Origin of the sequence: Mucilaginibacter sp. NFR10, from assembly GCF_900100445.1 — a bacterium.
GTDB lineage: Bacteria > Bacteroidota > Bacteroidia > Sphingobacteriales > Sphingobacteriaceae > Mucilaginibacter > Mucilaginibacter rubeus.
On record NZ_FMTV01000004.1, the window covers coordinates 59,456 to 84,837 of the forward strand.

At 43.8% G+C, this 25,382-nt stretch carries 20 protein-coding genes; 2 read left to right on the top strand and 18 right to left on the bottom strand.

Translation table 11 applies throughout. From position 1 onward, the window contains the following. Positions 1-32: 32 nt before the first annotated feature. Both BLP33_RS14615 and BLP33_RS14620 read right to left on the bottom strand, forming a co-directional pair. Entirely contained in the window at positions 33-413 is a 381-nt protein-coding gene (locus tag BLP33_RS14615; RefSeq protein ID WP_090529868.1) for a DUF1634 domain-containing protein, read from the bottom strand. A 141-nt stretch (positions 414-554) separates the two neighbouring features. After that, positions 555-1,391 carry a sulfite exporter TauE/SafE family protein gene (locus BLP33_RS14620; protein WP_090529871.1) on the bottom strand — a complete coding sequence of 279 codons (837 nt, stop codon included), beginning with the start codon at positions 1,389-1,391 and terminating at the stop codon, positions 555-557. Between the two features lie 156 nt (positions 1,392-1,547). Between BLP33_RS14620 and BLP33_RS14625 the strand changes: the two genes are divergently transcribed. Together BLP33_RS14625 and dapA are read left to right on the top strand one after the other, a co-directional pair. After that, complete coding sequence (locus tag BLP33_RS14625) at positions 1,548-3,386, top strand: UbiD family decarboxylase (RefSeq protein WP_090529875.1); 1,839 nt, start codon at positions 1,548-1,550, stop codon at positions 3,384-3,386. A 455-nt stretch (positions 3,387-3,841) separates the two neighbouring features. Next, positions 3,842-4,738 carry a 4-hydroxy-tetrahydrodipicolinate synthase gene (gene dapA / locus BLP33_RS14630; protein WP_090529878.1) on the top strand — a complete coding sequence of 299 codons (897 nt, stop codon included), beginning with the start codon at positions 3,842-3,844 and terminating at the stop codon, positions 4,736-4,738. A 218-nt stretch (positions 4,739-4,956) separates the two neighbouring features. On the opposite strand, the gene BLP33_RS14635 is transcribed toward dapA, so the two are convergent. The 16 genes from BLP33_RS14635 to BLP33_RS14710 form a co-directional block, all read right to left on the bottom strand. Continuing rightward, positions 4,957-5,136 carry a histone H1 gene (locus BLP33_RS14635; protein WP_090529881.1) on the bottom strand — a complete coding sequence of 60 codons (180 nt, stop codon included), beginning with the start codon at positions 5,134-5,136 and terminating at the stop codon, positions 4,957-4,959. A 315-nt stretch (positions 5,137-5,451) separates the two neighbouring features. After that, complete coding sequence (locus tag BLP33_RS14640) at positions 5,452-6,888, bottom strand: glycoside hydrolase family 125 protein (protein WP_090531261.1); 1,437 nt, start codon at positions 6,886-6,888, stop codon at positions 5,452-5,454. 284 nt (positions 6,889-7,172) lie between these two features. Further along, positions 7,173-8,417 (bottom strand): aminotransferase class I/II-fold pyridoxal phosphate-dependent enzyme, encoded by a 1,245-nt coding sequence (locus BLP33_RS14645; protein ID WP_090529883.1) that lies wholly within the window; start codon positions 8,415-8,417, stop codon positions 7,173-7,175. A gap of 428 nt (positions 8,418-8,845) precedes the next feature. Continuing rightward, positions 8,846-10,453: a cell division protein FtsZ gene (ftsZ, locus tag BLP33_RS14650; RefSeq protein WP_090529886.1), complete on the bottom strand. Its 1,608-nt coding sequence runs from the start codon at positions 10,451-10,453 to the stop codon at positions 8,846-8,848. Positions 10,454-10,583: 130 nt separating this feature from the next. Next, the gene (gene ftsA / locus BLP33_RS14655) at positions 10,584-11,927 is read right to left on the bottom strand and encodes a cell division protein FtsA (protein WP_090529889.1); all 1,344 of its coding nucleotides are present in this window, start codon (positions 11,925-11,927) and stop codon (positions 10,584-10,586) included. Position 11,928: 1 nt separating this feature from the next. Beyond that, on the bottom strand, positions 11,929-12,792 hold the full coding sequence (locus BLP33_RS14660; protein ID WP_175490020.1) for a cell division protein FtsQ/DivIB: 864 nt from the start codon (positions 12,790-12,792) through the stop codon (positions 11,929-11,931). Then, positions 12,785-14,143 carry a UDP-N-acetylmuramate--L-alanine ligase gene (murC, locus tag BLP33_RS14665; RefSeq protein WP_090529892.1) on the bottom strand — a complete coding sequence of 453 codons (1,359 nt, stop codon included), beginning with the start codon at positions 14,141-14,143 and terminating at the stop codon, positions 12,785-12,787. The genes BLP33_RS14660 and murC overlap by 8 nt, the downstream gene beginning before the upstream one ends. 53 nt (positions 14,144-14,196) lie before the next feature. Then, positions 14,197-15,345, bottom strand: coding sequence for an undecaprenyldiphospho-muramoylpentapeptide beta-N-acetylglucosaminyltransferase (gene murG / locus BLP33_RS14670; protein WP_090531263.1), 1,149 nt, complete (start codon positions 15,343-15,345; stop codon positions 14,197-14,199). A gap of 79 nt (positions 15,346-15,424) precedes the next feature. After that, positions 15,425-16,609: an FtsW/RodA/SpoVE family cell cycle protein gene (locus BLP33_RS14675; RefSeq protein ID WP_090531265.1), complete on the bottom strand. Its 1,185-nt coding sequence runs from the start codon at positions 16,607-16,609 to the stop codon at positions 15,425-15,427. Positions 16,610-16,712: 103 nt separating this feature from the next. Further along, the gene (gene murD, locus BLP33_RS14680) at positions 16,713-18,089 is read right to left on the bottom strand and encodes a UDP-N-acetylmuramoyl-L-alanine--D-glutamate ligase (protein WP_090529895.1); all 1,377 of its coding nucleotides are present in this window, start codon (positions 18,087-18,089) and stop codon (positions 16,713-16,715) included. Positions 18,090-18,258: 169 nt separating this feature from the next. Continuing rightward, positions 18,259-19,500, bottom strand: a complete 1,242-nt coding sequence (gene mraY / locus BLP33_RS14685; protein WP_090531268.1) for a phospho-N-acetylmuramoyl-pentapeptide-transferase — start codon at positions 19,498-19,500, stop codon at positions 18,259-18,261. Positions 19,501-19,616: 116 nt separating this feature from the next. Continuing rightward, positions 19,617-21,077 (bottom strand): UDP-N-acetylmuramoyl-L-alanyl-D-glutamate--2,6-diaminopimelate ligase, encoded by a 1,461-nt coding sequence (locus BLP33_RS14690; RefSeq protein WP_090529898.1) that lies wholly within the window; start codon positions 21,075-21,077, stop codon positions 19,617-19,619. Further along, positions 21,074-23,173 (bottom strand): penicillin-binding protein, encoded by a 2,100-nt coding sequence (locus tag BLP33_RS14695; RefSeq protein WP_090529901.1) that lies wholly within the window; start codon positions 23,171-23,173, stop codon positions 21,074-21,076. The genes BLP33_RS14690 and BLP33_RS14695 overlap by 4 nt, the downstream gene beginning before the upstream one ends. Beyond that, positions 23,163-23,570, bottom strand: a complete 408-nt coding sequence (locus BLP33_RS14700) for an FtsL-like putative cell division protein (protein WP_090529904.1) — start codon at positions 23,568-23,570, stop codon at positions 23,163-23,165. Before BLP33_RS14700 ends, BLP33_RS14695 begins: the two co-directional genes overlap by 11 nt. Further along, positions 23,567-24,469 carry a 16S rRNA (cytosine(1402)-N(4))-methyltransferase RsmH gene (gene rsmH / locus BLP33_RS14705; protein ID WP_090529906.1) on the bottom strand — a complete coding sequence of 301 codons (903 nt, stop codon included), beginning with the start codon at positions 24,467-24,469 and terminating at the stop codon, positions 23,567-23,569. Before rsmH ends, BLP33_RS14700 begins: the two co-directional genes overlap by 4 nt. Next, a complete protein-coding gene (locus tag BLP33_RS14710; RefSeq protein WP_090529909.1) occupies positions 24,466-24,927 on the bottom strand; it encodes a division/cell wall cluster transcriptional repressor MraZ in 462 nt (153 codons plus the stop codon). The genes rsmH and BLP33_RS14710 overlap by 4 nt, the downstream gene beginning before the upstream one ends. Between the last annotated feature and the right edge of the window lie 455 nt (positions 24,928-25,382).

The window sequence follows — 25,382 nt, forward strand, 5'->3', positions numbered from 1 at the left end:
ACTATATTAAATACAAAAAAGTTTTTAAAATATCAGCCGGCGTGACCGCTTATCATACTAATTAAAATGATAAGCAGCACAAGTACTGTGATAGCCGTGTACAGGTAATCTTTTTCCATAATAAAACCAATAGCCGAAAATAACACCCGGATAACCGGTGTAGCTATCAACAAAATTATCCCCGCCTGTATAATTGCCCGGCCGCGCAAAGTAAAGATACCGTGTATAATACCACCAGGGTTACTCACAAAATCGGGCACACCAACAAACTTGCTGTAATCAACATGGGTTTGCCCATGCCTGTACAAGTAAATAACACCGCCAATAAAAATAACGCTCATTGATACCAGCACTCCCGCGCGCAGTATCCAGCCTATCACGGCCTGCATATCGGTATCTTTGAATTTGCTCATTTTATATCATTATGTCATTTGGTCATTAAGTCATTCTTACCCGCCATTGCTTTATTAAGTCATTTTTCTTATCAGGTCGACCAGCCATGTCACTTAACCTCACACAAAAATGACTTAATAACGCAATGACCTAATGACAAATTATATAGTCCCTGTAATTCCTTTATATATCATTTGCGATGCCAAAAACGTAACCACCACGGCAAAAACTACACGTAGCCATCCCGACGATGAAGTATGTACCAATATTTTTGATCCGCTTAAGGCACCTAATAAAACCCCAATAGCTACCGGCATCGAAAGCCCGGGATCAATGTACCCCCGTTGCAGGTAAACTACCGCGCTTGCTGCTGCGGTAACCCCTATCATAAAATTGCTGGTAGTAGTTGATACCTTAAAAGGGATGCGCATAACACCATCCATCGCCAAAACTTTCAGCGCTCCCGAACCTATGCCCAGCAAGCCTGATATTACCCCCGCAAAAAGCATCATGAAAAAGCCGCCACCTACGTTCCTTACCGAATAAGTAATTTCGCCTGCCGGGCCGGGGAAACTGCCGTTTAGTTTCAGCCTTTCGGCCAATGCACTTTTTTGCTGATGGATTTGCTGCGATTTTTTTCGTAACGACATTACAGCCGAGAGGATCAGGATCACTCCAAATAATACCGCTATAAAATTAGTCGGGATATAAACTGCTATCAGTGCGCCAACCATGGCGCCGGCCGTTGTGGCAATCTCCAGGAACATCCCCAGCCTGATATTGGTAATCCCTTCTTTAACGTAAGCTGCTGCCGAACCTGATGACGTGGCAATAACCGAGATCAGCGAAGCCCCGATGGCGTACTGAATATCCACTCCAAGTAAAATAGTAAGCAGCGGAATAATAACAACCCCTCCGCCCAACCCGGTTAACGAGCCCAGCAAACCCGCTAAATACGATCCAACAAGTATAATAAGCGTTAGTACTGTTACCGACATAGGGTAATTGATATTTACCGGCTAAAGTAAGGATTTTATCATTAGGTCATTGAGTTGTTGCCTATGTTAATTGAGCGTGAAACTTACCCGAAATGTCAATGACCCAATGACAATGAAATGAATGACCCAATGAACTAATTTCTTAATTTCGCACCTATGGGTTACTCAAGTTTACAAGCCTGCATTGCCGATCTCGAAAAAAACGGCCGCTTATTACGCATTAAGGAACAGGTGGATCCTTACTTGCAAATGGCGGCCATACACCTGCGTGTATTTGAAAACGAAGGGCCTGCCATACTATTTGAAAACGTAAAAGGGAATCGTTTTCCGGCAGTATCCAACCTGTTTGGTACACTCGACAGGTCGAAATTTATTTTCAGGGACACACTTGAAAAGATCAAGGTACTCGTCGATATTAAAAACGATCCGATAAAGGCCATCAAAAATCCTTTTAAATATGCGGGCATTGGGTTAACGGCGCTCTCGGCGTTGCCTATGAAAAGCGGCGCAGGCGCACCCATTAAATTTGGCAAATGTAACATCAGCGATATCCCGCAAATTGTAAACTGGCCTATGGATGGTGGCCCGTTTGTTACCATGCCCCAGGTGTATACCGAAGATGTGGATAAACCCGGCATCATGAACGCCAACCTGGGCATGTACCGCATCCAGCTTGCCGGTAATGACTATGTACAAAACCAGGAGATCGGTTTACATTACCAGATACACCGGGGTATTGGCGTGCATCAAACCAAAGCCAATGCCAAAGGGCAACCATTAAAAGTCAGCATTTTTGTAGGCGGGCCACCGGCACATCCCGTAGCTGCCGTAATGCCCCTGCCCGAAGGTTTATCAGAAATGACTTTTGCAGGTGCATTAGGGAACCGTCGCTTCCGATATTTTTATGATGCCGAAGGTTTCTGTATTTCGGCTGATGCTGATTTTGTGATCACCGGCACAGTTATGCCGCACGAAAATAAACCTGAAGGGCCCTTTGGCGATCATTTGGGCTATTACAGTTTGGTACATCCTTTCCCGCTGATGAAAGTACATAACGTTTATCACCGTAAAGATGCTGTATGGTCGTTCACTGTGGTTGGTCGCCCGCCGCAGGAGGACACCAGCTTTGGGGCTTTGATCCATGAAATTACAGGTTCGGCTATTCCTAAAGAAATCCCCGGCCTACATGCTGTGAATGCGGTTGACGCGGCAGGTGTGCATCCCCTGCTTTTTGCCATTGGCAGCGAGCGCTATACCCCCTATCTCAAAGAGCGTAAGCCGCAGGAGATAGTTACTATCGCCAATCACATATTGGGCAAAGGCCAGCTAAGTCTTGCTAAATACCTATTCATTGCCGCGCAGGAAGATGACCCAAAACTTAATGTAAACGATATTGGCGGTTTCCTGAAGCACATTCTGCAAAGGATAGATCTTACCCGCGACCTGCATTTTTATACCAATACAACTATCGATACGCTTGACTATAGCGGCGAAGGCTTAAACTCGGGTAGTAAAATAGCTGTTACCGTAGCCGGCGAAATCAAGCGTGAACTGTGGGCTGAGCTGCCCGATTGGTTTAGTCTCCCCCGCCCTATCAGCGCTTACAAAATGGCCATGCCTGGTGTGCTCATGGTTGAAGTGCCCAAACATGTAAATCACAAGGACATAGATAATATTATCAGCATTATAGAATACAGCCTGCAGGATGAAGACCTTACCGGCTTGCCTTTAATAGTGCTTTGTGATGATGCCGGTTTTGCCGCCCAAACCATTAACAATTTCGTCTGGGTAACCTTTACCCGCAGCAACCCGTCGCATGATATTTATGGTGTTGGCAGCATTACCGAGCATAAACACTGGGGCTGTAAAGGTCCACTGATTATTGATGCCCGGATAAAACCACATCACGCCCCCGTGTTGGAGCGGGTACCGGAAGTAGAGAAAACGGTTGATAAGCTGGGCGAAAAGGGTGGATCGTTGTTTGGGATTATTTGAGGAAAGGCTAAAGGCTAAAGGCTAAAGGCAATGCGTTTTGAAATGCTTTGTTTTATTTTTTTTAAGGTTTTTGCTTAGGGATAGTAGCGGATACCGGCCATGAGCGGAATGCCTGCAGGCGTATGAGCGGATAGCCCGGCCGCAGGCAACGCCATTATTAATTTCGGATTTGAGATGTTATTGTACTAAAAAGTCACAAGTGAACCCTCACACAATCAACCGCACAACACTTGCGCCAAAAGAAGATACATACATCCCCGTTGCCGTGTCCCCACGGTAACCTTTACATTAGCCCAATATTTAAAGATGTATTTCAATCCATTCAAATTAAACATCCCAATTATCCAAAATCTAACTTTAAACGCAATCAAGGCACTTTTTCAAAAAATAAACCTCTAATAAACTCTTAATCTACAATCACTAATCACTATATTAGCATCCTTTTAATTTTAATCATGAATATATTTTACGGAACAGGGGTAGCTATGGTAACCCCTTTTCATGCGGATGGTCAAATTGACTACAACGGGTTGAGAAACCTGATTGAACATTTGATTGATGGCGGGGTGGAATACCTGGTGTCGTTAGGTACAACCGGCGAAAGTGCCACATTGAGCGAGGCTGAACGAAAGCAGGTTTGGGCTTTCACAGCCGAAGTGGTAAATAAGCGCGTTGGCCTGGTGGCGGGTATTGGCGGTAATAATACTCATGAAGTTGTTGAGCAAATAAAATCGTTTGATACAGAAGGCTATGATGCTATACTTTCAGCAAGTCCGCATTATAACAAACCTACCCAGGAGGGTATTTATCAGCACTACAGGGCTATAGCACAAAATACTAAACTACCTATAATCCTGTATAACGTACCAAGCCGTACAGGCAGTACCATCAGCGCTGAAACAACTGTACGCCTGGCAAAGGAGTTTAAAAACATAATCGGTATCAAAGAAGCATCGGGCAATTTCGACCTGTTTAACCAGTTGATGCGCGACAAGCCCGAGGATTTCCTGTTTATATCAGGCGATGATCCGGTTACTTTGCCCATGATGGCTTTAGGCGGAGTTGGTGCGATATCTGTTATTGGTAATGCTTTGCCGCGTCAATTATCTGACATGGTTAGGCTTTTGCTGAACGGCGATTACAAAGCAGCACATGCCGCGCATTTTGATCTGATTGAGTTTACCCGATTAATGTTTGCCGAAGGTAGCCCTGCAGGTGTTAAAACTGCCCTAAAACAATTAGGCATCTGCGGCGATACAGTGCGGCTACCATTGGTACAGGTAAGCGAAAAAACTGCCGGTGCTATTGTGGAAGAGCTTAAAAAGCTGGCTCCGGTAGCAGTAAAAGCATAAAATACAAGAATCATCCTCTACAGGCGTCATGGCGAGGTACAAAGCAATTCCCTATTAGCAGTATACCCTGTAAAGTTTGCGATTGCTTCGTACATAGCAATGACGTTTTTTATATTCCCTGGAGGGCTTTTTTAGTCACATGTCGAAAGCTTTCCATAAAATAAAAAACCCGGTCCATGGACCGGGTTTTTTATTGGAATAAGATGATAAAAATCTTACTAAGCCTCTTTATTCTTCGCCTCCTGAACTTCAAGGCGGATTGCCTGTGCCAGGTTTTTAAGATCCTGCATACCTTTACGTACACGTGTACCGGCAGCGCTGTTTCCTTTATTGTAGAATTTGTCGGCGTCGGCCTCTAAAGCTGCTACAAGCTCTTTTACTTCAGTAAATTTTTTCATTTAATTACTCCTTTTAAATTTTGAGGTTTATTGTTTTAATTAAAGCTAAGCTAAAATGTTTTTTGGTAATTAAAAACTTTTGAAGCCAAAAAATACGGCCTTAACAGTGGTTTTTTTCCACATTTTTGCCCATTTTGATTTATTAACCGTTGCTTATTTTTTATTAAAAAGTTTAAATCAAACCTATATTTAAAAATAAGATTCATTAATAATTAAAATACAAGCCATAATTCGGCATAAATAATATTTACAGCAAACCATACAACTTAAACGTAGTATTTTAAATACTATTAAGTATTAACATATTCAGCTGGTTTAAAAAGTCTGTTGTAGTATGTCAGGGTAGTGTTCGTGCACTTTTAGTATCAATTCGCCAAATAAAGTGTTAGCCCAGGCAAACCATTTGCGGGTAAAGTCCTTTGCATCGTCTTTATTAAAGGATTCGTGCATGAAACCGGTGCCTGCATGTGTGCTTTTCAGCCATTTGATGCACTGTACAATCTCTGCTTTATCGGTTGATGTAATACCGCGCATAATGATTGCCATTGGCCAGATATAACCTATACCCACGTGCGGGCCTCCAATGCCTTCGGCAGCGGTGCCTTTAAAGTAGTAAGGATTACTATCGCTCAGTACAAATTTACGGGTACTTTGGTACAACGGATCATCAACTTTTACCGAATCAAGATAAGGCAGGGCCAACAGACTTGGAACGTTCGAATCATCCATGAAAAGTTGGTTTCCATAACCATCAACCTCAAACGGGATAACCTGACCAAATTGCGGGTGATGGCCAACAGCATATTGTTTAAGTGCTGCCTGAACCTCTGTTGCTAAAGCCTTACAAGCATCAGCGGTAGCATTATCATGACCGATGGTACTGTACATTTCGGCCATTTGGTTTAAGCTTGCTACCGCGAAGTAGTTTGAGGGAATCAGAAATGGATAAATGGTAGCATCATCCGACGGACGGAAGATAGAGCAGATCAAACCAACGGGTTTAACGGGATTCCCATAGCCTCTGTTTGGTGCGGTATCACTTTGTGTCTCGGTTTTGCGCTGGAAAAAGTAGGGGCCTTTACCATCCTTACGTTGCTGTTCTTTGAAAGTAGCCAGGATGATCTTACCTGCTTTTTGCCAGCTCTCGTCGAAAAAGCTGCTGTCGCCACTTATTTTCCAGTAATTATAAGCCAGCCTTACAGGGTAACAAAGCGAATCTATTTCCCATTTACGCTCGTGCAATTCGGGTTTCATAGTGGTGCGGTCGCTGTCCCACTCGCTACCAGTTGGACCTTCGTTAAAGGCATTGGCATATGGATCAATGATCACGCACTTAGCCTGACGGCTTAGCACGCCCTGAATTAATTTTTTAAGTGCCGGATCATTTTTAATGAGCGGCAGATACGGCCAAACCTGCGCCGATGAATCGCGCATCCACATCGCATTAATATCGCCCGTGATTACGAAGGTATCAGGCTTACCATCTTTTTCAGAATAGTTTACGGTAGTATCTAAAGTGTTTGGATAGCAGTTTTCGAAAAGCCACGCAACTTCAGGGTCTTTAATATCGGCCTTAACTTTTTTAATGATGGCCTCAACCGCCTTACTGGTAAACTTACGGTCGGCCAGTTTTGGGCGCTGGCTTTCAAAGGCAGGAGCCACAGCCGAAGCAAATACAGGAGTTACACCTAAACCGATACCGGCAGCTGCAACGCTGTTAATTTTTATAAAATGTCGTCTGGTTAATTTCATGGTTTTGATATGGTAGCCGTAAAAATAGAAAAGGGTTTTTGTTAAACAAAAAAGCTTGCTAAAATAATTTAGGAACGTTTTATCAAGGATTTTCAAGGGGTGGTAATCTTCAACGTAGAGACGCATCACATACGTCTACTAAAAGGGCAAAAGCCCCTCGTAATTTATTCACCATAGCGGCATTTCAAACGAGAGACGCATGTGATGCGCCTCTACATCAGATGCAAAAAAAAACAAAAAAAGCCCCGGATCTCTCCGAGGCTTCTAAGTATTATCAAATGCGTTTAAGCAATTTCCAGTTTATTCTCTTTGTAATAACCAGCCTTTAATTTTTCACCGATAGCGCTGTACGCATCAAGGGTACGTTGTACATCCTCCAAACTATGAGCCGCTGTTGGGATCAGTCTTAGTACAATTAAGCCTTTAGGGATAACCGGGTACACTACTATCGAGCAAAAGATACCATAGTTCTCGCGTAAGTCTCGGGTTAGGGCTGTAGCCTCAAAAAGATCACCCTTTAGAAATACCGGGGTAACCATAGTGTTTGAAGCACCCAGATCAAAGCCACGTTCTTTTAAACCTGCCTGCAAGGTATTTGCAATCAACCATAATTTCTCGCGAAGTTCTGGTTGGGTCTTTAACATTTCAAAGCGTTTTTTCAAACCTAATACCATTGGCATTGGCAATGCCTTGGCAAATGTTTGCGAACGCATGTTATAGCGCAGATAATGGATAATATCCTGATCAGCAGCTACAAAAGCGCCAATACCCGCCATTGATTTGGCAAAGGTGGCAAAGTACACATCCACCTCGTCCATACAATCCTGCTCTTCATGTGTACCCGCACCGGTTTTACCCATGGTACCAAAACCGTGTGCGTCATCAACCAGTAAACGGAAGTTAAATTTCTTTTTAAGATCAGCAACTGCTTTAAGTTTGCCTTGAGCGCCCGACATACCAAAAACACCTTCGGTAATTAACAGGATACCCCCGCCGGTTTGCTCTGTTAAACGGGTTGCCCGTTCCAGCTGCTTTTCGCAGCTTTCAATATCGTTGTGCTGGTAAACAAAGCGCTTACCCATATGTAAACGTACGCCATCAATGATACAGGCGTGCGATTCGGCATCGTAAACAATAACGTCATTCCTGTCAACCAATGCATCAATTATCGATACCATTCCCTGGTAACCATAATTTAGCAAAAAGGCCGATTGTTTGCCAACAAAGGCAGCCAGGTTGTTCTCCAGCTCTTCGTGGTGAATGGAGTTTCCCGACATCATCCTTGCACCCATAGGGTAAGCCATACCGTAATCGGCAGCGGCTTGCGCATCAGCCTGCCTTACTTCAGGATGATTAGCCAAGCCAAGGTAATTGTTAAGACTCCAAACTAAATGCTCTTTTCCTTTAAACTCCATGTGCGGGCCTATCTCACCTTCCAGCTTAGGAAAAGAAAAATAACCATGCGACCACTTTTGATGCTGACCTATCGGCCCACCTAAGCTTTTTGTTATTTTATCAAATAAATCCAAAATGAATTGTTTTTACAAATTTAAATGCAAATATAGCCGTTAAAACACCTTTAAACAATAGCTATAACTTTTTAGAATAGGTTATAACTTGGAGGAAAGAAGCAAGAATCAAGAGAAGAGATATTCTTTCCCTAAATATAAAACTGCTGTCATTTCGACGAACAGAGTGATGGCCTGTGTGATCGGGTGAGGAGAAATCTTGTACGCTCTGCAATTACTACATACAACGCACTATCGCATAGCGTACAAGATTTCTCTTTCGCTCCAACGTCCTCTGCCCCGCCCTGCTCTATCGAAATGACATTTTTTTACTATAATAACAAAAAGGGAGATCAACGCTCAGATATAATTCTTTTGTTGATCTCCCTTTCAATTATTGTGGTTTTTATTTCTCTTGATTCTTGACTCTAAAAGTCTTGCATCTCTTCTTAATCCGCGTTTCCGTGCAAGTACGAGTTATTATTCCTGATCTCCACGTTACCTTCGCTATCCTGCATCAGGGAAAAACGTGAGATCTGGCTTTCGTCAGATGCCGGGGTATCCTGCAGGGCTATCTCTTTACGTTTATAAGCCGGAACATTTTCCAATTCCTGAATATTACCTGTACGCAGTTTCATGCTCAGGTCTTTCAGTCTCATAATGCGCTCGCGCGATTTTTTTAACTGCTCTTCTATAGATTCGTTGGTTTTGTTATCATCAGCCCCAACAGGTTGCGGTGCAGGAGTTGGCTCTGGTTCAGGCTCGGGCATACGTGGCTGTTCCCTTACAGGCTGCTCATAGCTCACCGGCTCACTCATTTTAAAAGTGAAACCAGCAGTATCCGGCTCGTTATCAACCTCTGGCTCTTCATTCATTAGGCTATGCCTTACAACAGCAGGTTCTTCCTGGCGACTACCGGCAAACATATCAAACAACCCAGCTTGCTTTGCATCTTCTTTAGGTGCTTTAGCATAAGGCTCGGCAGGAGCATCAACCTTAACTGGTTTAATAAATTCGTTAACCGGCCTTGCCTGCTGAGGCTCTTCGGGAACCAGCATTGAAACTATTTTCTTGTTGCTGTTTTCCTTTTCGCGCTCATCTTTGGTTTGGAAACCGGTAGCAATAATGGTTACCGATAATTGCTCACCCAGGTTTTCGTCGATACAGTTACCCCAGATCAGGTCAGCAGCTAAGCCGGCTTCTTCCTGGATATAATCAGTAATTACGCTGATCTCATCCATGGTAACCTCTTTAAGGCCCGAGCTGATGTTCAGCAATATATACCTTGCACCTTCAATCTCATTATCTTTCAACAATGGTGATGCCAATGCACCTTCAACAGCTTTAAGGGCACGGTTTTCACCATCGGCGCTAAAGCTGCCCATGATAGATACACCGCTATCCTTCATTACCGTGCGCACATCTTTAAAGTCGACGTTGATATAGCCCGGCAAGGTGATGATCTCGGCAATACCTTTAGCTGCTGTAGTCAATATATTATCAGCCTGGGCAAATGCAGAGCTCATTGTCAGGTTACCAAAGATCTGCCGAAGCCTGTCGTTCGAGATCACCAGGAACGAATCGACATACTTGCGCAGTTCTTCCAAACCAGCATCCGCCTGCATTTTACGGCGTTTACCTTCAAAAGAGAAAGGTGTGGTTATGATACCCACCGTTAATATATCCATTTCGCGCGCAGCCTTGGCAATGATAGGGCTTGCGCCTGTACCTGTACCACCGCCCATACCAGCTGTGATAAACAGCATTTTGGTATTAACGCCCAACATCTGTTTAATATCGTCGATATTTTCAATAGCCGAATTTTTACCAACTTCGGGTATTGAGCCTGCACCCATGCCCTCGGTTAAACTGGCACCCAATTGCACCTTGTTAGGTATAGGGCTCAGCTCCAATGCCTGGGCATCAGTGTTGCATATTATAAAATCAACACCGGTAATTCCTTGCCTGTACATATGGTTTACCGCGTTACCACCACCACCGCCAACACCAATTACCTTGATGATTGACGATTTTTCTTTTAACATTTCAAAATGCATAATCTTCGTTTTCAGCTATATGTAATTCAACCCAACATTAGATTTTACCATCGTAATAATAACACTTTTTCAACAAGATTTATCCACATTTGTGAGCAATGTGAATAAGTTTAACCCTTGTGAATAAATATTATTTCAGAAAGTCCTCATCCTTAATGTCATCCTTAATAAATGTGATGCTTTTTTTCAGCAGCCTGTCTAACAAGCCCCCTTCTTTACTTTTCGCATCGTACTTTGGCTTAGCCGTTTTCACTTCGGCAGGGATCGCTTCATTCATGTATTCCATTTTCTGGATCCCTTTAATGAGCAAACCGATACCGGTAGCAAAAGTTGGGCTCTGCAATTCTTCGTATGTACCTTTTGGCAGCACTTCGTTTTTAGCCAGGTGCTCGGTAGGGTAACCTACGCGGCAATCCAAACCGGTAACAAACTCAACCAATTGGCGTAAGTGTTTCAGTTGAGCACCACCGCCTGTTATTACGATGCCCGCTATCAGTTTCTTTTCATAACCTGATGATTTGATCTCGTAATAAACATGCTCTACAATCTCTTCCATACGGGCCTGAATTACATAAGCCAGGTTTTTCACCGAAATTTCTTTTGGCTCACGGCCACGCAAACCTGGCACACATACAATCTCATTTTCCTTGTTCTCATCGGCCAGGGCTGATCCAAACCTTACTTTCAGTTGCTCGGCAATGTTGCGCATTACTGAACAGCCTTCGCGGATATCCTCAGTTACGCTGTTGCCGCCGAACGGAATAACGGCTGTATGGCGAATGATACCTTCGTGAAAGATGGCCACATCGGTAGTACCGCCACCGATATCAACCAAAACCACGCCGGCTTCTTTTTCCTCTTCGCTCAAAACAGATTCTGAAGATGCCAGCGGCTCAAGGATCAGTTCCTGGCTCTCCAGGCTGGCCTTGTTAACACATTTTACAATGTTTTTAATGGCCGTAACCTGACCAGATATAATATGGAAGTTAGCCTCAAGCCTAACGCCTGCCATACCTATCGGATCTTTGATCCCAGGTTCATTATCCACAGTAAACTCCTGTGGCAACACATGGATGATCTCCTCGCCCGGAGGCATCACCAGGTTATACATATCCTCTATCAGCTTATCAATATCCTTACGACCGATCTCTGATTGCAGATCGCGACGGGTTATTAAACCGCGGTGTTGCAAGCTTTTGATGTGCTGACCTGCAATGCCTACGTTCACTACCCTGATTTCTACATTTGATTGCGAGCCCGCCACCTCCACCGCCTGATGAATGCCTTGTACTGTTTTATCTATATTTGACACCACGCCGCGCGTCACACCCGCAGATTCGGCCTTGCCAATCCCTAAAACCTCAATCTTCCCGTTCTTGCTCCTGCGCCCAACAATGGCACATATCTTGGTAGTCCCGATATCCAATCCTACTACAATTGGCGAACTTTTTTCCTGAGTTGAGCTTTTGTCCATATTACAATTTAATTTGAGATGTATCCCTTTTCGTCCTAAGCGAATCCTGTTTGGCAGTTTTAGCTGCCTTAATTGAATCTGCTTTTATATTTTCATTTTTTATACCAATAACCTGGTTGGTATATTTTACATTGATCACTTTATAAGTATCCCAGCCTACCTTTGGCAGCACCTGCTTGTAAAAAGCCTGCAGGTTGTTCAACTTTACGTTAAGCGAATCCGCATTACCGATCAGGATCCTTTGGTTGCCCACTCTCGGAATCAGCTCTATCTCGCGCTCACTGTTCACATACATCTGCGCTATCTGTGCATCCCAAAGCGAATCCTTACGGATATAATCAGCCGTTTTAAACAAATCTTTAGCTAGGCGCGTATGTAACGAATCAACCCGGTTGGTAAACAGCTCTTCGATAAAACCATTAGCTACCAATACCCTCGCGGTAAAGTTTGATGATAGCGGAATCTTTAAGCCGTTTTGATCTACATAAAAATCCATATCATAATGGTTCATGATGCGCAATATCGGCTGGCGCTGGCTTACTTCAACCCTCAGTACACCGTCCATTTCGGTATAAACTTTAGCAAACTCAATAAACGGGTTCGCTTTCAATTTATCTTCCAGTTCCTGGATATTGATATTTTCGATAGGCCTGCCTACCAATGAGTGACTGGTAACTTCAATAATATGATCAACCTCCTGCTTGTCAATAAAATATTGCCCGCCGGGGATGCTTACGTTTACCGCGGTACACTTTACACCCGCTTTTTTTGTTTCAATAAAACTCATAAGCACCACAAGGCCACCCAGGCTTATTACCCAGGCACAACCTATTAACAGACGCTTCCAAATGAGTTTTTTATTCATTGCTTAATACTTGTTTTAAAGGTTGTACCAGCGTGTCAATATCACCGGCACCTACCGTTAACAATAGTTCGGGCTTTTCGGCAGCTACAGCGGCTACCGCGGCCTCTTTACTCAGTATCTTTTTATTTTGCAATTGCATGCGGTTAAGCAGCATTTGCGAGTTAACCCCTTCTATCGGCAATTCGCGCGCCGGATAAATTTCCAGCAATATCAGCTCGTCTACCATATCCAGCACCTCGGCAAAACCATCGGCAAAGTCGCGGGTGCGGGTAAATAAATGAGGCTGAAATATGGCCGTTAACTTCTTAGCCGGGTATAATCTTTTTATTGATGATATACAAGCCCTCAATTCTTCGGGATGATGCGCATAATCATCAATGTAGATATGCTCTGGCGTTTTAACTATGTATTCAAACCTGCGTTTAACCCCTCTGAAAGATGCTAATGCTGCTTTAATATTTTCCGGTGATATAGCCAGTTTCAGTACCGCTTCAATGGCTGCTACGGCGTTCTCCACATTGTGGGTGCCGGCTATGCCCATTTTTATATCCGTGATATTTACCGCATTACTGTTATAATCGAAATAGAAATCGCCATCAATGATCCTCACGTTTGAAGCATGTGCATCAGCAGTTTCATCTTCGAAAGCATAGGTGTAACCACCATCCAAAGGCAAACCATTTTTGTGCACCAGCGTACCACCCGGTTTTATCTGCGAAGCGAACAGCTTAAACGATTCGGTTAGATGCGCGTGATCACCATAGATATCCAAATGATCGGCATCCATTGAGGTGATGATAGCCACATCCGGATATAGGGTAAGGAACGAGCGATCATACTCATCGGCCTCAACCACCATTACGTTGTTCTTGCCATACAGCACATTGGTTTGGTAATTTGATGAAATACCACCCAAAAAAGCAGAGCAATCATTACCCGATGCCTTAAGCAAATGCGCTACCATGGTTGAGGTGGTAGTTTTGCCATGTGTACCCGCCACAGCAATAGTAAATGAGCTCTTGCTGATCAAGCCTAAAACCTGCGAGCGCTTGAACAACTCAAAACCGTGGTTTTTGAAATAATTAACGATGTGCGAATCCTTTGGTACAGCAGGCGTATAAATGATCAATGTATCGCTGCATGGTTTCTGGAAACTCATGGGGATATAATCCGCATGATCTTCAAAAACAACCTGGATCCCCTCGTTGTGCAACTGGTTTGTTAAATCAGTCGACGTTTTGTCATATCCGCAAACAATGCAACCCAAATGATGGAAATAGCGTGCCAGGCCGCTCATACCGATGCCGCCTATGCCTATGAGATAAACTCTTTTTATATCGTGCAGTTCCATTTCAATTTGTTTTAAAAAGGCCCTCCTCCCTTTGGAAGAGGAGGACCATCATTTTAATTGTTACTTATTATTTGGATAAGTTCCTTTGCTATTACTTCATCGGCATTTGGCATGGCCATTTTACCAATGTTTGTGCTCAATTTTTTTTGCAGGTCGCGGTCTTCCAGTAATTCAAGCGCCCGGTCAACCAGTTTTGCCTCAGCATCTCTGTCGGCAACAAAAACGGCTGCGTTTTCATGCACCAGCGCTAACGCGTTTTTTGTTTGATGATCTTCGGCCACATTTGGCGAAGGCACCAGGATCACCGGCTTTTTAATGGCACACAGCTCGGCAATAGTGCCTGCACCCGCCCTTGATATGATAATATCGGCGGCGGCGTAAGCCAAATCCATCCGGGTTAAAAACTCCCTGATCTGCAGATCGGGGTGATAATTTTCGCCCAGTTTTTCGATAATGCTTTTATAATAAAACTTACCGGTTTGCCATATCACCTGTACATCGGCAGCCAGCAGCTTATCTATACCGTTCATGATACTATTGTTTAGCGTACGCGCGCCAAGACTACCGCCGGTTATCAGTATCGTTTTTTTAAAGTGCGACAAATGATACAACTCCAAAGCCTGCATATGCTTACCGGCAATGTTCACCGCATCCTTACGGATAGGGTTACCTGTTTTGATGATCTTGTCGGCAGGAAAAAACTTCTCCATACCATCAAAGGCCACGCATATTTTTTGGGCATGTTTACCTAACCATTTATTGGTAATACCTGCATACGAGTTTTGCTCCTGTATGAGGTATGGGATCCCTTTCAGTGATGCAGCATACAATAACGGACCCGATGCATATCCACCTACACCTACTGCAGCGTCGGGCTTAAAATCTTTAATGATTTTGATAGCCTTGCGTACACTATTGGCAAGTTTGATAGGGAACATTAGGTTTTTTACGATAGAACCGCGCTGAATCCCCTGAATATCCAAACCGATGATCTTGTAACCCGCCGCCGGCACCTTATCCATTTCCATGCGGCCGTTAGCGCCCACAAACAGGATTTCGGTATTGGGATCAATATGTTTTAAAGCATTGGCAATAGAGATAGCCGGGAAGATATGTCCTCCTGTTCCGCCACCGCTTATGATGATACGCGGCGACGCCCCCCCCGCCCCCTGAAGGGGGTGCTTTTGATTGGCTGCTTTCATACTGCTTTTATCTTCCATTTGTTAATTACGCTTTTTAGTCACCTCTATTCCTCCCCCTTTTGGGGGCCTGGGGGGGTGTCTACGCCGTCCTTATCTCTCCCACTATGATCTTATTCGGCCCGGTGTTATCTTCCTTTATAGCCTTATCCTTTTTAGGTTCTTCAATATCTTTACTCACCGACAGTATAATACCAAAGGCGATGCTTGTAAACAATATCGAAGTACCACCCATACTTACCAACGGTAGCGGCACGCCGGTTACCGGCCCTAAGCCTACAGCTACGGCCATATTGGCAAAAGCCTGTATGGTTAAACTAAAACTTAAACCACACGCCAGCAATGCCCCAAAGGCTTTTGGCGCTTTAGTTATGATCTTGATACATCGATACAACAAGAATACATAGATCCCCACTACGATTATACCTCCTACTAAACCATACTCCTCAACTATAATGGCGTAGATCTCATCAGAGTATGACTCGGGCAGGTAATTTCTTTCTGTGCTGTTCCCTGGACCTTTACCAAATAACCCGCCTGTTGCGATGGCAATTTTTGCATGATCGCTTTGGAAAGATTTATCGGCCTTTGCCAGTTCGGGGTGCATAAACACCTTCATACGTGACACGTAGGTATGCCTCCTCGGACCAAGGAATATTACGCCCAGCAACAATATAAAACCTGCAGCACAGGTAATAGCTATTTGCCTGATACTGATCCGGCCGATGATCAACAGTAATATGCTAACCCCAAATAACATTAACGCTGTTGAAAGGTTAGCTAATGCAATCAGGATAAACACCACACAAACCGAACCCATGATAGGCAAAAAGGACTCTTTAACATCTTTAATGTTCTCCTGCTTGCGCGATAATGTACGGGCCAGGTAAGTGATCAATGCCAGCTTGGCCAAATCCGAAGTCTGAAAGCTTAAACCCGTTCCCGGGATAGCTATCCAGCGGCTTGCGTTATTAATATGACTACCAAAAACCAATGTATACAGCAACAGCGGAATGGTAACGATCATCATTACCTTAGAGATACCGGCATAATAACGGTAATCAAGCTTGTGCGAGAAATACATCAGCGCAATACCACCCACTATCATGAACACGTGTTTCATGAGGATGATCTCGACCCCTTTACCTTGCTTAAATGCCAGCGTACCTACCGAGCTGTATACCGCCAACAAGGATATAACAGAAAGCAATATGACTATAAGCCATATCCAGCGATCTCCTTTTGTATTGTTTAATATCCTATGCATTGCAACTTTATTTTCTTTATTTGTCCATAGCCCATAGTCGATAGACCATGATTTAATTTTCATAATCTATGGACTATCGACCATCGACTATGGACTGTTTTACTTACAATTCCTTCACAGCGTCCTTAAACTGCCTGCCGCGGTCTTCGTAGTTTTTAAACAGATCGAAGCTGGCGCAAGCCGGTGATAATAGCACCGTATCGCCTTTAGTTGCCAGGTGATAAGCTACGGTTGCCGCTTCCTGGGCTGATGACGTGTTTACTATAATTTCAACCATATCATCAAAGGCTTCGTGGATGCGTTTGTTATCCTTGCCTAAACACACAATGGCCTTTACCTTTTGCTTAACCAGATCATTAAGCATACTATAATCATTTCCTTTGTCAACACCACCCAAAATCAGCACTACATCGCTGGTCATACTTTCCAAAGCGTACCATGTTGAATTAACATTGGTAGCTTTTGAATCGTTGATGAAGCGGATACCGGATATATTGGCAACAAACTCCAGGCGGTGCTCAATGCTTTTAAAGTTGCCCATGCTCTCCCTCATCGTTTCGTTGCGTAGCTCCAACACTTTTGCCACAATACCCGATGCCATGGAGTTGTAAATGTTGTGTTTGCCTTGCAGGGCCAGATCTTGAATTGACATTGTAAAATGTTCTTGTGTTGTGTTAATGACAATATTGTCGCTGTTATCCAGGTATGCCCCCGGTTCAAATTTTTGCTGTATGGAAAACGGCAACAGCTGTGCCCCGAACGTTCGCTCTTTCATTCCCTTTATTGTTTCCGGATCATCGGCACAATAAATGAAATAATCGGCTGCAGTCTGGTTCTGCGTTATCCTGAATTTGGATGCCGCATAATTTTCCAGTTTATAATCATACCTATCCAAATGATCAGGTGTGATGTTTAGTAGTACCGCTATATCAACTTTAAACCTGAACATATCATCAAGCATAAAACTGCTTAGCTCCAGCACATACCAGTCAAACTTTTCGGTGGCAACCTGGTAGGCAAAGCTTTTGCCGATGTTGCCCGCCAACCCAACATTCATCCCCGCATCTTTTAAAATGTGGTAGGTTAAGCTGGTGGTGGTCGTTTTACCGTTTGAACCTGTTATACCAATGATCTTTGCATCAGTGTACCTCCCGGCAAACTCAATCTCCGATATCACAGGTGTCCCATTTTCATGCAGTTTTTTAATGATCGGGGCCTTATCCGGAATACCGGGGCTTTTGATCACTTCTACCGCATTCAGGATCAGTTCTTCAGTATGCTGTTTCTCTTCAAAAGGAATATTCCAGTCTTCGAGTTGCTTTTTATAGTTGTCGGCAATGCCGCCAAAATCCGACACAAAAACATCAAAGCCCTGTTGCTGCGCCAAGTAGGCTGCACCGGCGCCGCTCTCTCCCGCACCAAGGATTACTATCCTCACTTTAGGAGTTGACTGCGTTGATATGTTATTGTCCTGACTCATTTCTTTTTCTTTTGGGATTACACCGATTTTTTGGTGATTCCACCGATTTCTTTTTGGTGATTCAATGATATCACCGATTCGCTTTTCTAATATTTTTCTTTCCCTAACCTCTAATCTTCAATCACTAACCTCTCTTCCCCCCTAACCTCTAAGCTCCAATCACTGACCTCTAACGAAGTTTCAACGTTATCACCGTCACTATCGCCAGTATGATACAGATGATCCAGAAGCGGGTAACAATCTTTGCTTCATGGAAACCCTTTTTCTGGTAATGGTGATGCAGCGGCGCCATTAAAAACACGCGCCTGCCTTCGCCGAATTTCTTTTTGGTGTATTTAAACCATGAAACCTGGATAATCACCGAAAAATTCTCTACCAGGAAAATACCACACAGTAATGGCAGCATCAGTTCCTTACGGATCATGATAGCAAATACCGCGATGATACCACCTATAGCCAAACTACCAGTATCACCCATAAACACCTGTGCCGGGTACGAGTTGTACCATAAAAAGCCTACGCAAGCCCCGACAAAGGCACCGGCGAAAATTACCAGCTCGCCCGAGTTAGGGATGTACATGATGTTCAGGTAATCGGCAATAACCGTGTTACCCGACACGTAGGCCAGTATAGCCAGCGTAATACCTATAATGGCCGATGTCCCCGTCGCCAGGCCATCAATACCGTCGGTAATATTGGCCCCGTTTGATATGAACGTAATGATGATAATCACAAAAAACAGGAACACCACCAACGCGTATTGCTCATAACCTTTACCCAAAAACTTCAACACTTTGCCGTAATCAAACTCATTGTTTTTGTAGAATGGCATTGTTGTTTTGGTAGAGTGTACGTCCTGAGTGTAAACAGGAGTATTGCGCTTCATGTGAAACTCAACAGGAGCATCATCCTTCACCGGAAGTACAACTTCCTGGCGGATGATGATATTACTGTTGAAATACATTGTCCAGCCAACAATAAGTGATAAACCAACCTGACCAATGATCTTAAACCTGCCCGCTAAGCCTTCTTTATTCTTTTTAAATACTTTAATGTAATCATCCAGAAAACCGATAGCTCCCAGCCAAACGGTGGTAATGATCATCAGGATCACATACACATTCTCCAGCTTGGCAAACAGCAGTGTTGGTATTAAAATACCCAGCAAAATGATGATACCACCCATAGTTGGCGTGCCTGATTTTTGCATCTGGCCTTCCAAACCCAAATTCCTTACGGTTTCGCCCACCTGTTTAAAGCGTAGATAATCTATTAGCCGCCTGCCATAAACAGTAGTGATCAGCAATGAAGTAATTACAGCCATCGCCATCCTGAACGTGATGTATTGAAATACACCTACCCCGGGGATACTGTAATTTTTGCTTAAATAGTTAAACAGGTAATACAACATTGCTTTTTCAATTTGCAGATGTGCAATTTCAGATGTGCAGATGATTGACTTGCTCATCTTAGATCTTGCAGATTTGCGTTTTTAATTCCTTTTACTCTTTATCAATTAGTTGATGGTTATACCAAGTCCTGGAATTGCCTTTCCAGCTCTTCCATATCATCGAAGTGGTTTTTCACCCCGTTTATTTCCTGATATTTTTCGTGCCCTTTGCCCGCTACCAGGATAATATCACCCGGATTTGCCAGCATACAGGCTGTTTTAATCGCCTCATGCCTGTCGATGATGCTTACTGTATGACGCTTAAATGCCGGGTCGACACCTTCTTCCATTTCCTTGATGATCTGCGCCGGATCTTCGGTACGCGGATTATCGGATGTCAGGATCACTTTATCACTCCACTCACATGCGGTTTTGGCCATGATGGGGCGCTTGGTTTTATCCCTGTCGCCGCCGCAGCCAATTACCGTAATCACCTTTTCATTTCCCTTGCGGATATCATGTATAGTGCTCAACACATTCTGCACAGCATCCGGCGTATGGGCATAGTCAACTATACCTACAACTTTGTTCGGTGCTGTGATATATTCAAAGCGGCCTTCGGCACCTGTAAGTTTGCTCAGGCTCGTAAGCACTTTCGCTTTATCCTGCTCAAGCAGCATCGCGGTAGCGTAAACACCTAACAGGTTGTAAGCATTGAATGTGCCCACCATTTTAAACCATACTTCCTCGCCGTCAATTTGCAGTAATAAGCCGCTGAACTGATTTTCGAGGATTCGGGCTTTATAATCGGCCATGGTTTTAAGGCCATAGCTTTTTTTATGTGCTGCTGTATTTTGCAGCATTACATTACCATTTTTATCATCGCTGTTGGTAAGCGCAAAAGCATCTTTAGGTAAACCATCAAAAAATTCCTTTTTGGCATTCAAATACCTCAGGAAGGTTTTGTGATAATCCAAATGATCGTGCGTTAAGTTGGTAAACACACCACCCGCAAAAACCAAACTCTCGATACGTTTTTGCGAAATGGCATGTGAGCTTACTTCCATAAAGCAATAGTCACAACCGCTGTCTACCATTTCGGCAAGCAAACTGTTTAGCTCAACCGGATCAGGCGTGGTATGGGTTGATGGGATTACTTTACCATTGATCTGATTTTCGACAGTTGAAAGCAAGCCACATTTATAACCCAGATCGCAGAACAGCTGATATAACAACGTTGCGATAGTTGTTTTGCCATTAGTACCAGTTACCCCAACCAGTTTCAGTTTGGCTGATGGATTATCATAAAAATTAGCAGCTACAATGCCAAGCGCCACAGCCGAATCGGCCACCATCAAAAAGTCAACCTCGCCGGTAGTATGGGCAGGCAGGTCTTCGCAAACCACTGCTACAGCACCTTTTTTTATGGCCTGGTCAATATAGTCGTGTCCGTCAACAACGGTGCCTTTTACGGCAACAAACATGGCCCCGGGGATCACTGCCCTCGAATCAAAAGCTATCGCCGTGATCTCCACATCAGCACTTCCCTGCAACTCAGTGAAGGCCAGTCCATCAATTACATCGCTTAAATACCTCATTGCAGTTCTATTAAAATTCGTGATCCTTTTGGTATTGCACTTCCTCCGGTAACCGATTGATTGGTTACTATACCGCTACCGCGTACAGTAACCTTATAGCCGGCGTTACCCATTACATATAACGCATCGCTAAGCCCCATGCCTGTTACCGAAGGCACGGTACCATTTTTATAATTTACCTCTTCAAACGGGATACCATTGCTTGTATCAACAGTGCTGTTAGCCGAAGCATACAACGGTTTAACACCCAATTTTGAATAAACCTTTTTCAGGGCCTTCATATTGCCCTGTTTTACCTGCGGCATTACCGTATTGCCTACATAATGGGCCTGCGGGGTTTGGTTAATGTCCAGATCGTTGGCATAAACCCTGTCGGCCACTTCCCTAAATACCGGGCCGGCAACCTTTGCAGCCAGGTAGTCGCCCTGGGTTGGATTATTGATCACCACAATCATCGAATATTTAGGATGATCGGCCGGAAAATAACCGCAAAAAGAGGCCTGGTATTTTTTATCCTTATAACCTTTTGTTCCGTTAGCCACCTGTGCTGTACCGGTTTTACCCGCCACACTGTAAAGCTTATTTTTAATAACATTTTTGCCGGTACCATTAAGTACTACACCTTCAAGCATACCACGTACCTTACCCAGCGTAGCTTCCGAACATACCTGCTCATTGATCACCCGGGCCTGGAATTGCTCAATAGGGTTACCCAATCTTCTGATCTCACGAACCAGCAGCGGGGCTATCATTTTACCATTATTGGCCACTGAATTGTAATAAGTCAGCATTTGCAGCGGCGTAATATTCATTTCATAACCATAAGCCATCTCAGGCAAACTGTAATTTTTGTTCCAGCTGCGGTTTGATGGATTTTTGATCACCGGCCTGCCTTCGCCGGGAATTTGTAACTGAAGCTTTTCATTCAAATGATAGCTGTACAATTTATTGATATACTGCCACGGGTTATTATGGTAAAATTTATCGACCAATTTTGCCGCAGCCACGTTTGATGATTCTTCAAAAGCACGTTTTACCGACATTTCATAGTTATCATGCTCGGTATCGGTAATTGTCGGCCCTTTCGGGAACTTATATTTACCACCCTCAGCATTAACTATGGTGCTGGTGTCAATCTTATGCTGATCGAGCATGGTCATGTACGATGCCAGTTTAAAGGTTGATCCCGGATCGATAGCGTTACTGATAGCATAATTCATTTGCTCTTTATAATCACCGTCCTTAGTACGGGTGTAATTAGCAATCGCCCTGATCTCGCCGGTAGATACCTCCATAAGCACAACGCAGCCATGATCGGCCGCGCTTTTTACCAGTTGTTTTTTTAATGCATCCTGAGCCACATCCTGAAAGTTTACGTTGATGGTTGAAATAATATCAGCGCCATCTTTAGGCGCTATCTCATCATCATCGTCAACCGGCATCCAGATACCGCCCGGGATCCGCTGCATTAAACGCCTGCCGCTTTCGCCATTAATGTACGACGAATAAGCACCTTCCAGCCCAACCGGGTTCTTTACGTTCTCATTTTTATAACCGATAGTACGTGCAGCCAGTGATTGAAATGGCAGGATCCTTCTGTTTTTTTGAATAACAATTAACCCTCCCTTATATTTACCCATGTTAAACACAGGGAACTGCCGGATCTTTTTCAAATCCTGGTAAGATACCTTACGCCTGATCAGCACATAGCGTGAACTATCCCGGCGGGCCTCGCGCAATATACGCGAATATTCCCTTGCCGATCTGTCACCAAACATACCCGATAGCTTTGCAGCCAGCAGGTCGATATTGTTGTTAAACGCCGTATCCGATGCAATACCACTGGCCAGCATGTCCATATGCAGCTCATACTCCGGCACCGAAGTAGCCAGCAAACTTCCATCCACAGAAAAAATATTACCCCTTGCCGCTTCAACAGTTTGATATTGAGCAGAAAGATCAGCAGCCATAGCTTTCCACTTATCGCCCTGAACATATTGCAGGCGGCAAAGCTGCACCACAACGGCAATGGCCAAAAGCAAAACAAGACCAAAGGCTAAATAAACCCTGGCCAGTATGTTAGTCCTAATTCCCATCTGAAACCTCCTTCACTGTTATTTTTCCCGGTGGATCAACGGATTGACTTAAGCCTAATGTATCTGCCCGCTTGGCCACTTCGGTAAGCGTACTTTTAAAAGCCATATCGGCCTTTGTCGATTTATAATCCCAGCCCAGTTCCTTAACCTCTTTGGTAAGCGCGTCAATTTCACGCACCGATTTTTCGGCATAATGCATATTTCCTATATACACCATCCCCAAAAAGGCTAAAAACAAAATAAAGGGCAAAGCATTGGTGGCCTTCTCGGTTGTAAGAAAGCCCTTGGTAAAAAGTTGCGTAAAAAAGTTATCAGGCAGCTCCCTCGCAGGCCTCTCCTCAATTACCTCTTCAACTTCTTCCTCCTCCTGAATTTCTGTACGTAAACGATTGGTCATTTTTTTACAGCTATCCTTAATTTAGCGCTCCGTGCCCTGTTATTATTGGTTATCTCATCTGCCGACGCCGTTATAGCCCCGCGGCTTACAGCATCAAGCGGTTTATTATCATTTCCATAAAGATCCTTCTCCACCTCGCCGCTGAATTTACCTTTGGCAATGAAGTTTTTTACCAGCCTATCTTCAAGCGAGTGGTATGACATGACTACCAGTCTGCCCCCAACGCCCAAAACCTCAGCCGACTGCATTAAAAAATCTTTTAATGCCTCTAACTCCTGGTTAACCTCTATCCTTAACGCCTGGAACACTTGTGCCAGGTATTTATTTTCCTTTCCTTTCGGAATGCGGTTACTGATCACATTTTTCAGATCAGCAATAGTAACTATCGGCATATTCAACCTTGCAGTAGCAATGGTTTCTGCCAATGATTTTGCATTCTGGATTTCTCCGTAAATGCCAAAAATCCGGTGCAGATCGGCAACCGAATAATTATTTATCACATCCTTCGCAGTCAGCTCGCCCAACTGGTTCATACGCATATCCAACTCGGCATCAAACCGGATGGAAAACCCGCGGTCGGCCTCATCAAACTGGTGTGATGATACACCCAAATCGGCCAGAATTCCATTTACGGGAATAGCCCCGTGCAAACGGCAAAAGTTTTTGAGATACCTGAAATTCTGATCCACAAAAACAAAACGCTCATCATCAATAATATTCCGCTGCGCATCGGCATCCTGATCAAAAGCAATCAACCTGCCTTTTGGCCCCAGATGTTTCAAAATCTCGCGCGAATGCCCGCCACCTCCAAAAGTCACATCCACATAAGTACCGTCCGGATCAATATTCAGCCCATCAATACACTCCTTCAGCATTACCGGTACATGGTACTCACTCATTCCTGCTCCTTACTTTTATTACCCATCACCTTTTTTGCCAATGCACCAAAACTTTTTGGCTCATCATCCATCAGTTTACGGTGAGCTTCGGCATCCCAAACCTCTATTTTATTCAATTGGCAAGCCAGCACTACATCACCTTTTATACCCGCATATTCCAACAGGAATTTCGGCAACAATACCCTGCCGGCAGCATCAGGCATAAGCTCGGTGGCCCCACGGGTAAAATATCGTATAAAGGCTATATTATCCTCTTCATATTCATTAAGTTTGCTCAGTTCTTCAAGTCGCTTATCCCATTCCTTTTTAGTGTATATGACAAGGTATTTTTCAAACCCGCGATTGATCACCAGGCCTTCAGATTCCAGTTCAGGAAGCTTTTTTTTAAGGCCAGCCGGTATCATCATCCTAAATTTAGGATCAAGCTTACACTCAAATTCACCGGTTAAAAACGACATTGTATGACTTGGGCAATTTTGTAACGTAAAAGTAAATACTTTTACCACTTTCTACCACTTTCCCCCACTAAAAGTTTTCAACAATTTTTAGCCGGGTCTGTTTTATATTTTTTGAAGATTTTCCAAAATTTCACCTGCAACAAAACAGGCTAATAACCAATTAGTTAAATCACATTTCAGCTATAAATATTGAATTATTAGAAAGTGGGAGAAAAACCCATTTATTGCGAAAGCATTACTTTGATAACCTCAGCTATCCGACCTGCATCGGGGTACTAATATTTTGTATATTAAGCTATTGAACATAACAAACCGCATATACACCTATAAAGTACAAAGACCCGGCCTTAGCATAATGCAACGCACTCATTCCGTCCCTTTTGCATAGAAATATTACGGAATATTACCGACAACGAGCGGAAAAGCTGGAAATATTGGTAAGATATAAGAAAGTA

What these genes read in the sequence shown, in the direction of transcription:
- BLP33_RS14615 (WP_090529868.1), bottom strand. Translation starts at nt 413, where the DNA reads ATGAGCAAATTCAAAGATACCGATATGCAGGCCGTGATAGGCTGGATA.
- BLP33_RS14620 (WP_090529871.1), bottom strand. Translation starts at nt 1,391, where the DNA reads ATGTCGGTAACAGTACTAACGCTTATTATACTTGTTGGATCGTATTTA.
- BLP33_RS14625 (WP_090529875.1), top strand. Translation starts at nt 1,548, where the DNA reads ATGGGTTACTCAAGTTTACAAGCCTGCATTGCCGATCTCGAAAAAAAC.
- dapA (WP_090529878.1), top strand. Translation starts at nt 3,842, where the DNA reads ATGAATATATTTTACGGAACAGGGGTAGCTATGGTAACCCCTTTTCAT.
- BLP33_RS14635 (WP_090529881.1), bottom strand. Translation starts at nt 5,136, where the DNA reads ATGAAAAAATTTACTGAAGTAAAAGAGCTTGTAGCAGCTTTAGAGGCC.
- BLP33_RS14640 (WP_090531261.1), bottom strand. Translation starts at nt 6,888, where the DNA reads ATGAAATTAACCAGACGACATTTTATAAAAATTAACAGCGTTGCAGCT.
- ftsZ (WP_090529886.1), bottom strand. Translation starts at nt 10,453, where the DNA reads ATGCATTTTGAAATGTTAAAAGAAAAATCGTCAATCATCAAGGTAATT.
- ftsA (WP_090529889.1), bottom strand. Translation starts at nt 11,927, where the DNA reads ATGGACAAAAGCTCAACTCAGGAAAAAAGTTCGCCAATTGTAGTAGGA.
- BLP33_RS14660 (WP_175490020.1), bottom strand. Translation starts at nt 12,792, where the DNA reads ATGAATAAAAAACTCATTTGGAAGCGTCTGTTAATAGGTTGTGCCTGG.
- murC (WP_090529892.1), bottom strand. Translation starts at nt 14,143, where the DNA reads ATGGAACTGCACGATATAAAAAGAGTTTATCTCATAGGCATAGGCGGC.
- murG (WP_090531263.1), bottom strand. Translation starts at nt 15,345, where the DNA reads ATGAAAGCAGCCAATCAAAAGCACCCCCTTCAGGGGGCGGGGGGGGCG.
- BLP33_RS14675 (WP_090531265.1), bottom strand. Translation starts at nt 16,609, where the DNA reads ATGCATAGGATATTAAACAATACAAAAGGAGATCGCTGGATATGGCTT.
- murD (WP_090529895.1), bottom strand. Translation starts at nt 18,089, where the DNA reads ATGAGTCAGGACAATAACATATCAACGCAGTCAACTCCTAAAGTGAGG.
- mraY (WP_090531268.1), bottom strand. Translation starts at nt 19,500, where the DNA reads ATGTTGTATTACCTGTTTAACTATTTAAGCAAAAATTACAGTATCCCC.
- BLP33_RS14690 (WP_090529898.1), bottom strand. Translation starts at nt 21,077, where the DNA reads ATGAGGTATTTAAGCGATGTAATTGATGGACTGGCCTTCACTGAGTTG.
- BLP33_RS14695 (WP_090529901.1), bottom strand. Translation starts at nt 23,173, where the DNA reads ATGGGAATTAGGACTAACATACTGGCCAGGGTTTATTTAGCCTTTGGT.
- BLP33_RS14700 (WP_090529904.1), bottom strand. Translation starts at nt 23,570, where the DNA reads ATGACCAATCGTTTACGTACAGAAATTCAGGAGGAGGAAGAAGTTGAA.
- rsmH (WP_090529906.1), bottom strand. Translation starts at nt 24,469, where the DNA reads ATGAGTGAGTACCATGTACCGGTAATGCTGAAGGAGTGTATTGATGGG.
- BLP33_RS14710 (WP_090529909.1), bottom strand. Translation starts at nt 24,927, where the DNA reads ATGTCGTTTTTAACCGGTGAATTTGAGTGTAAGCTTGATCCTAAATTT.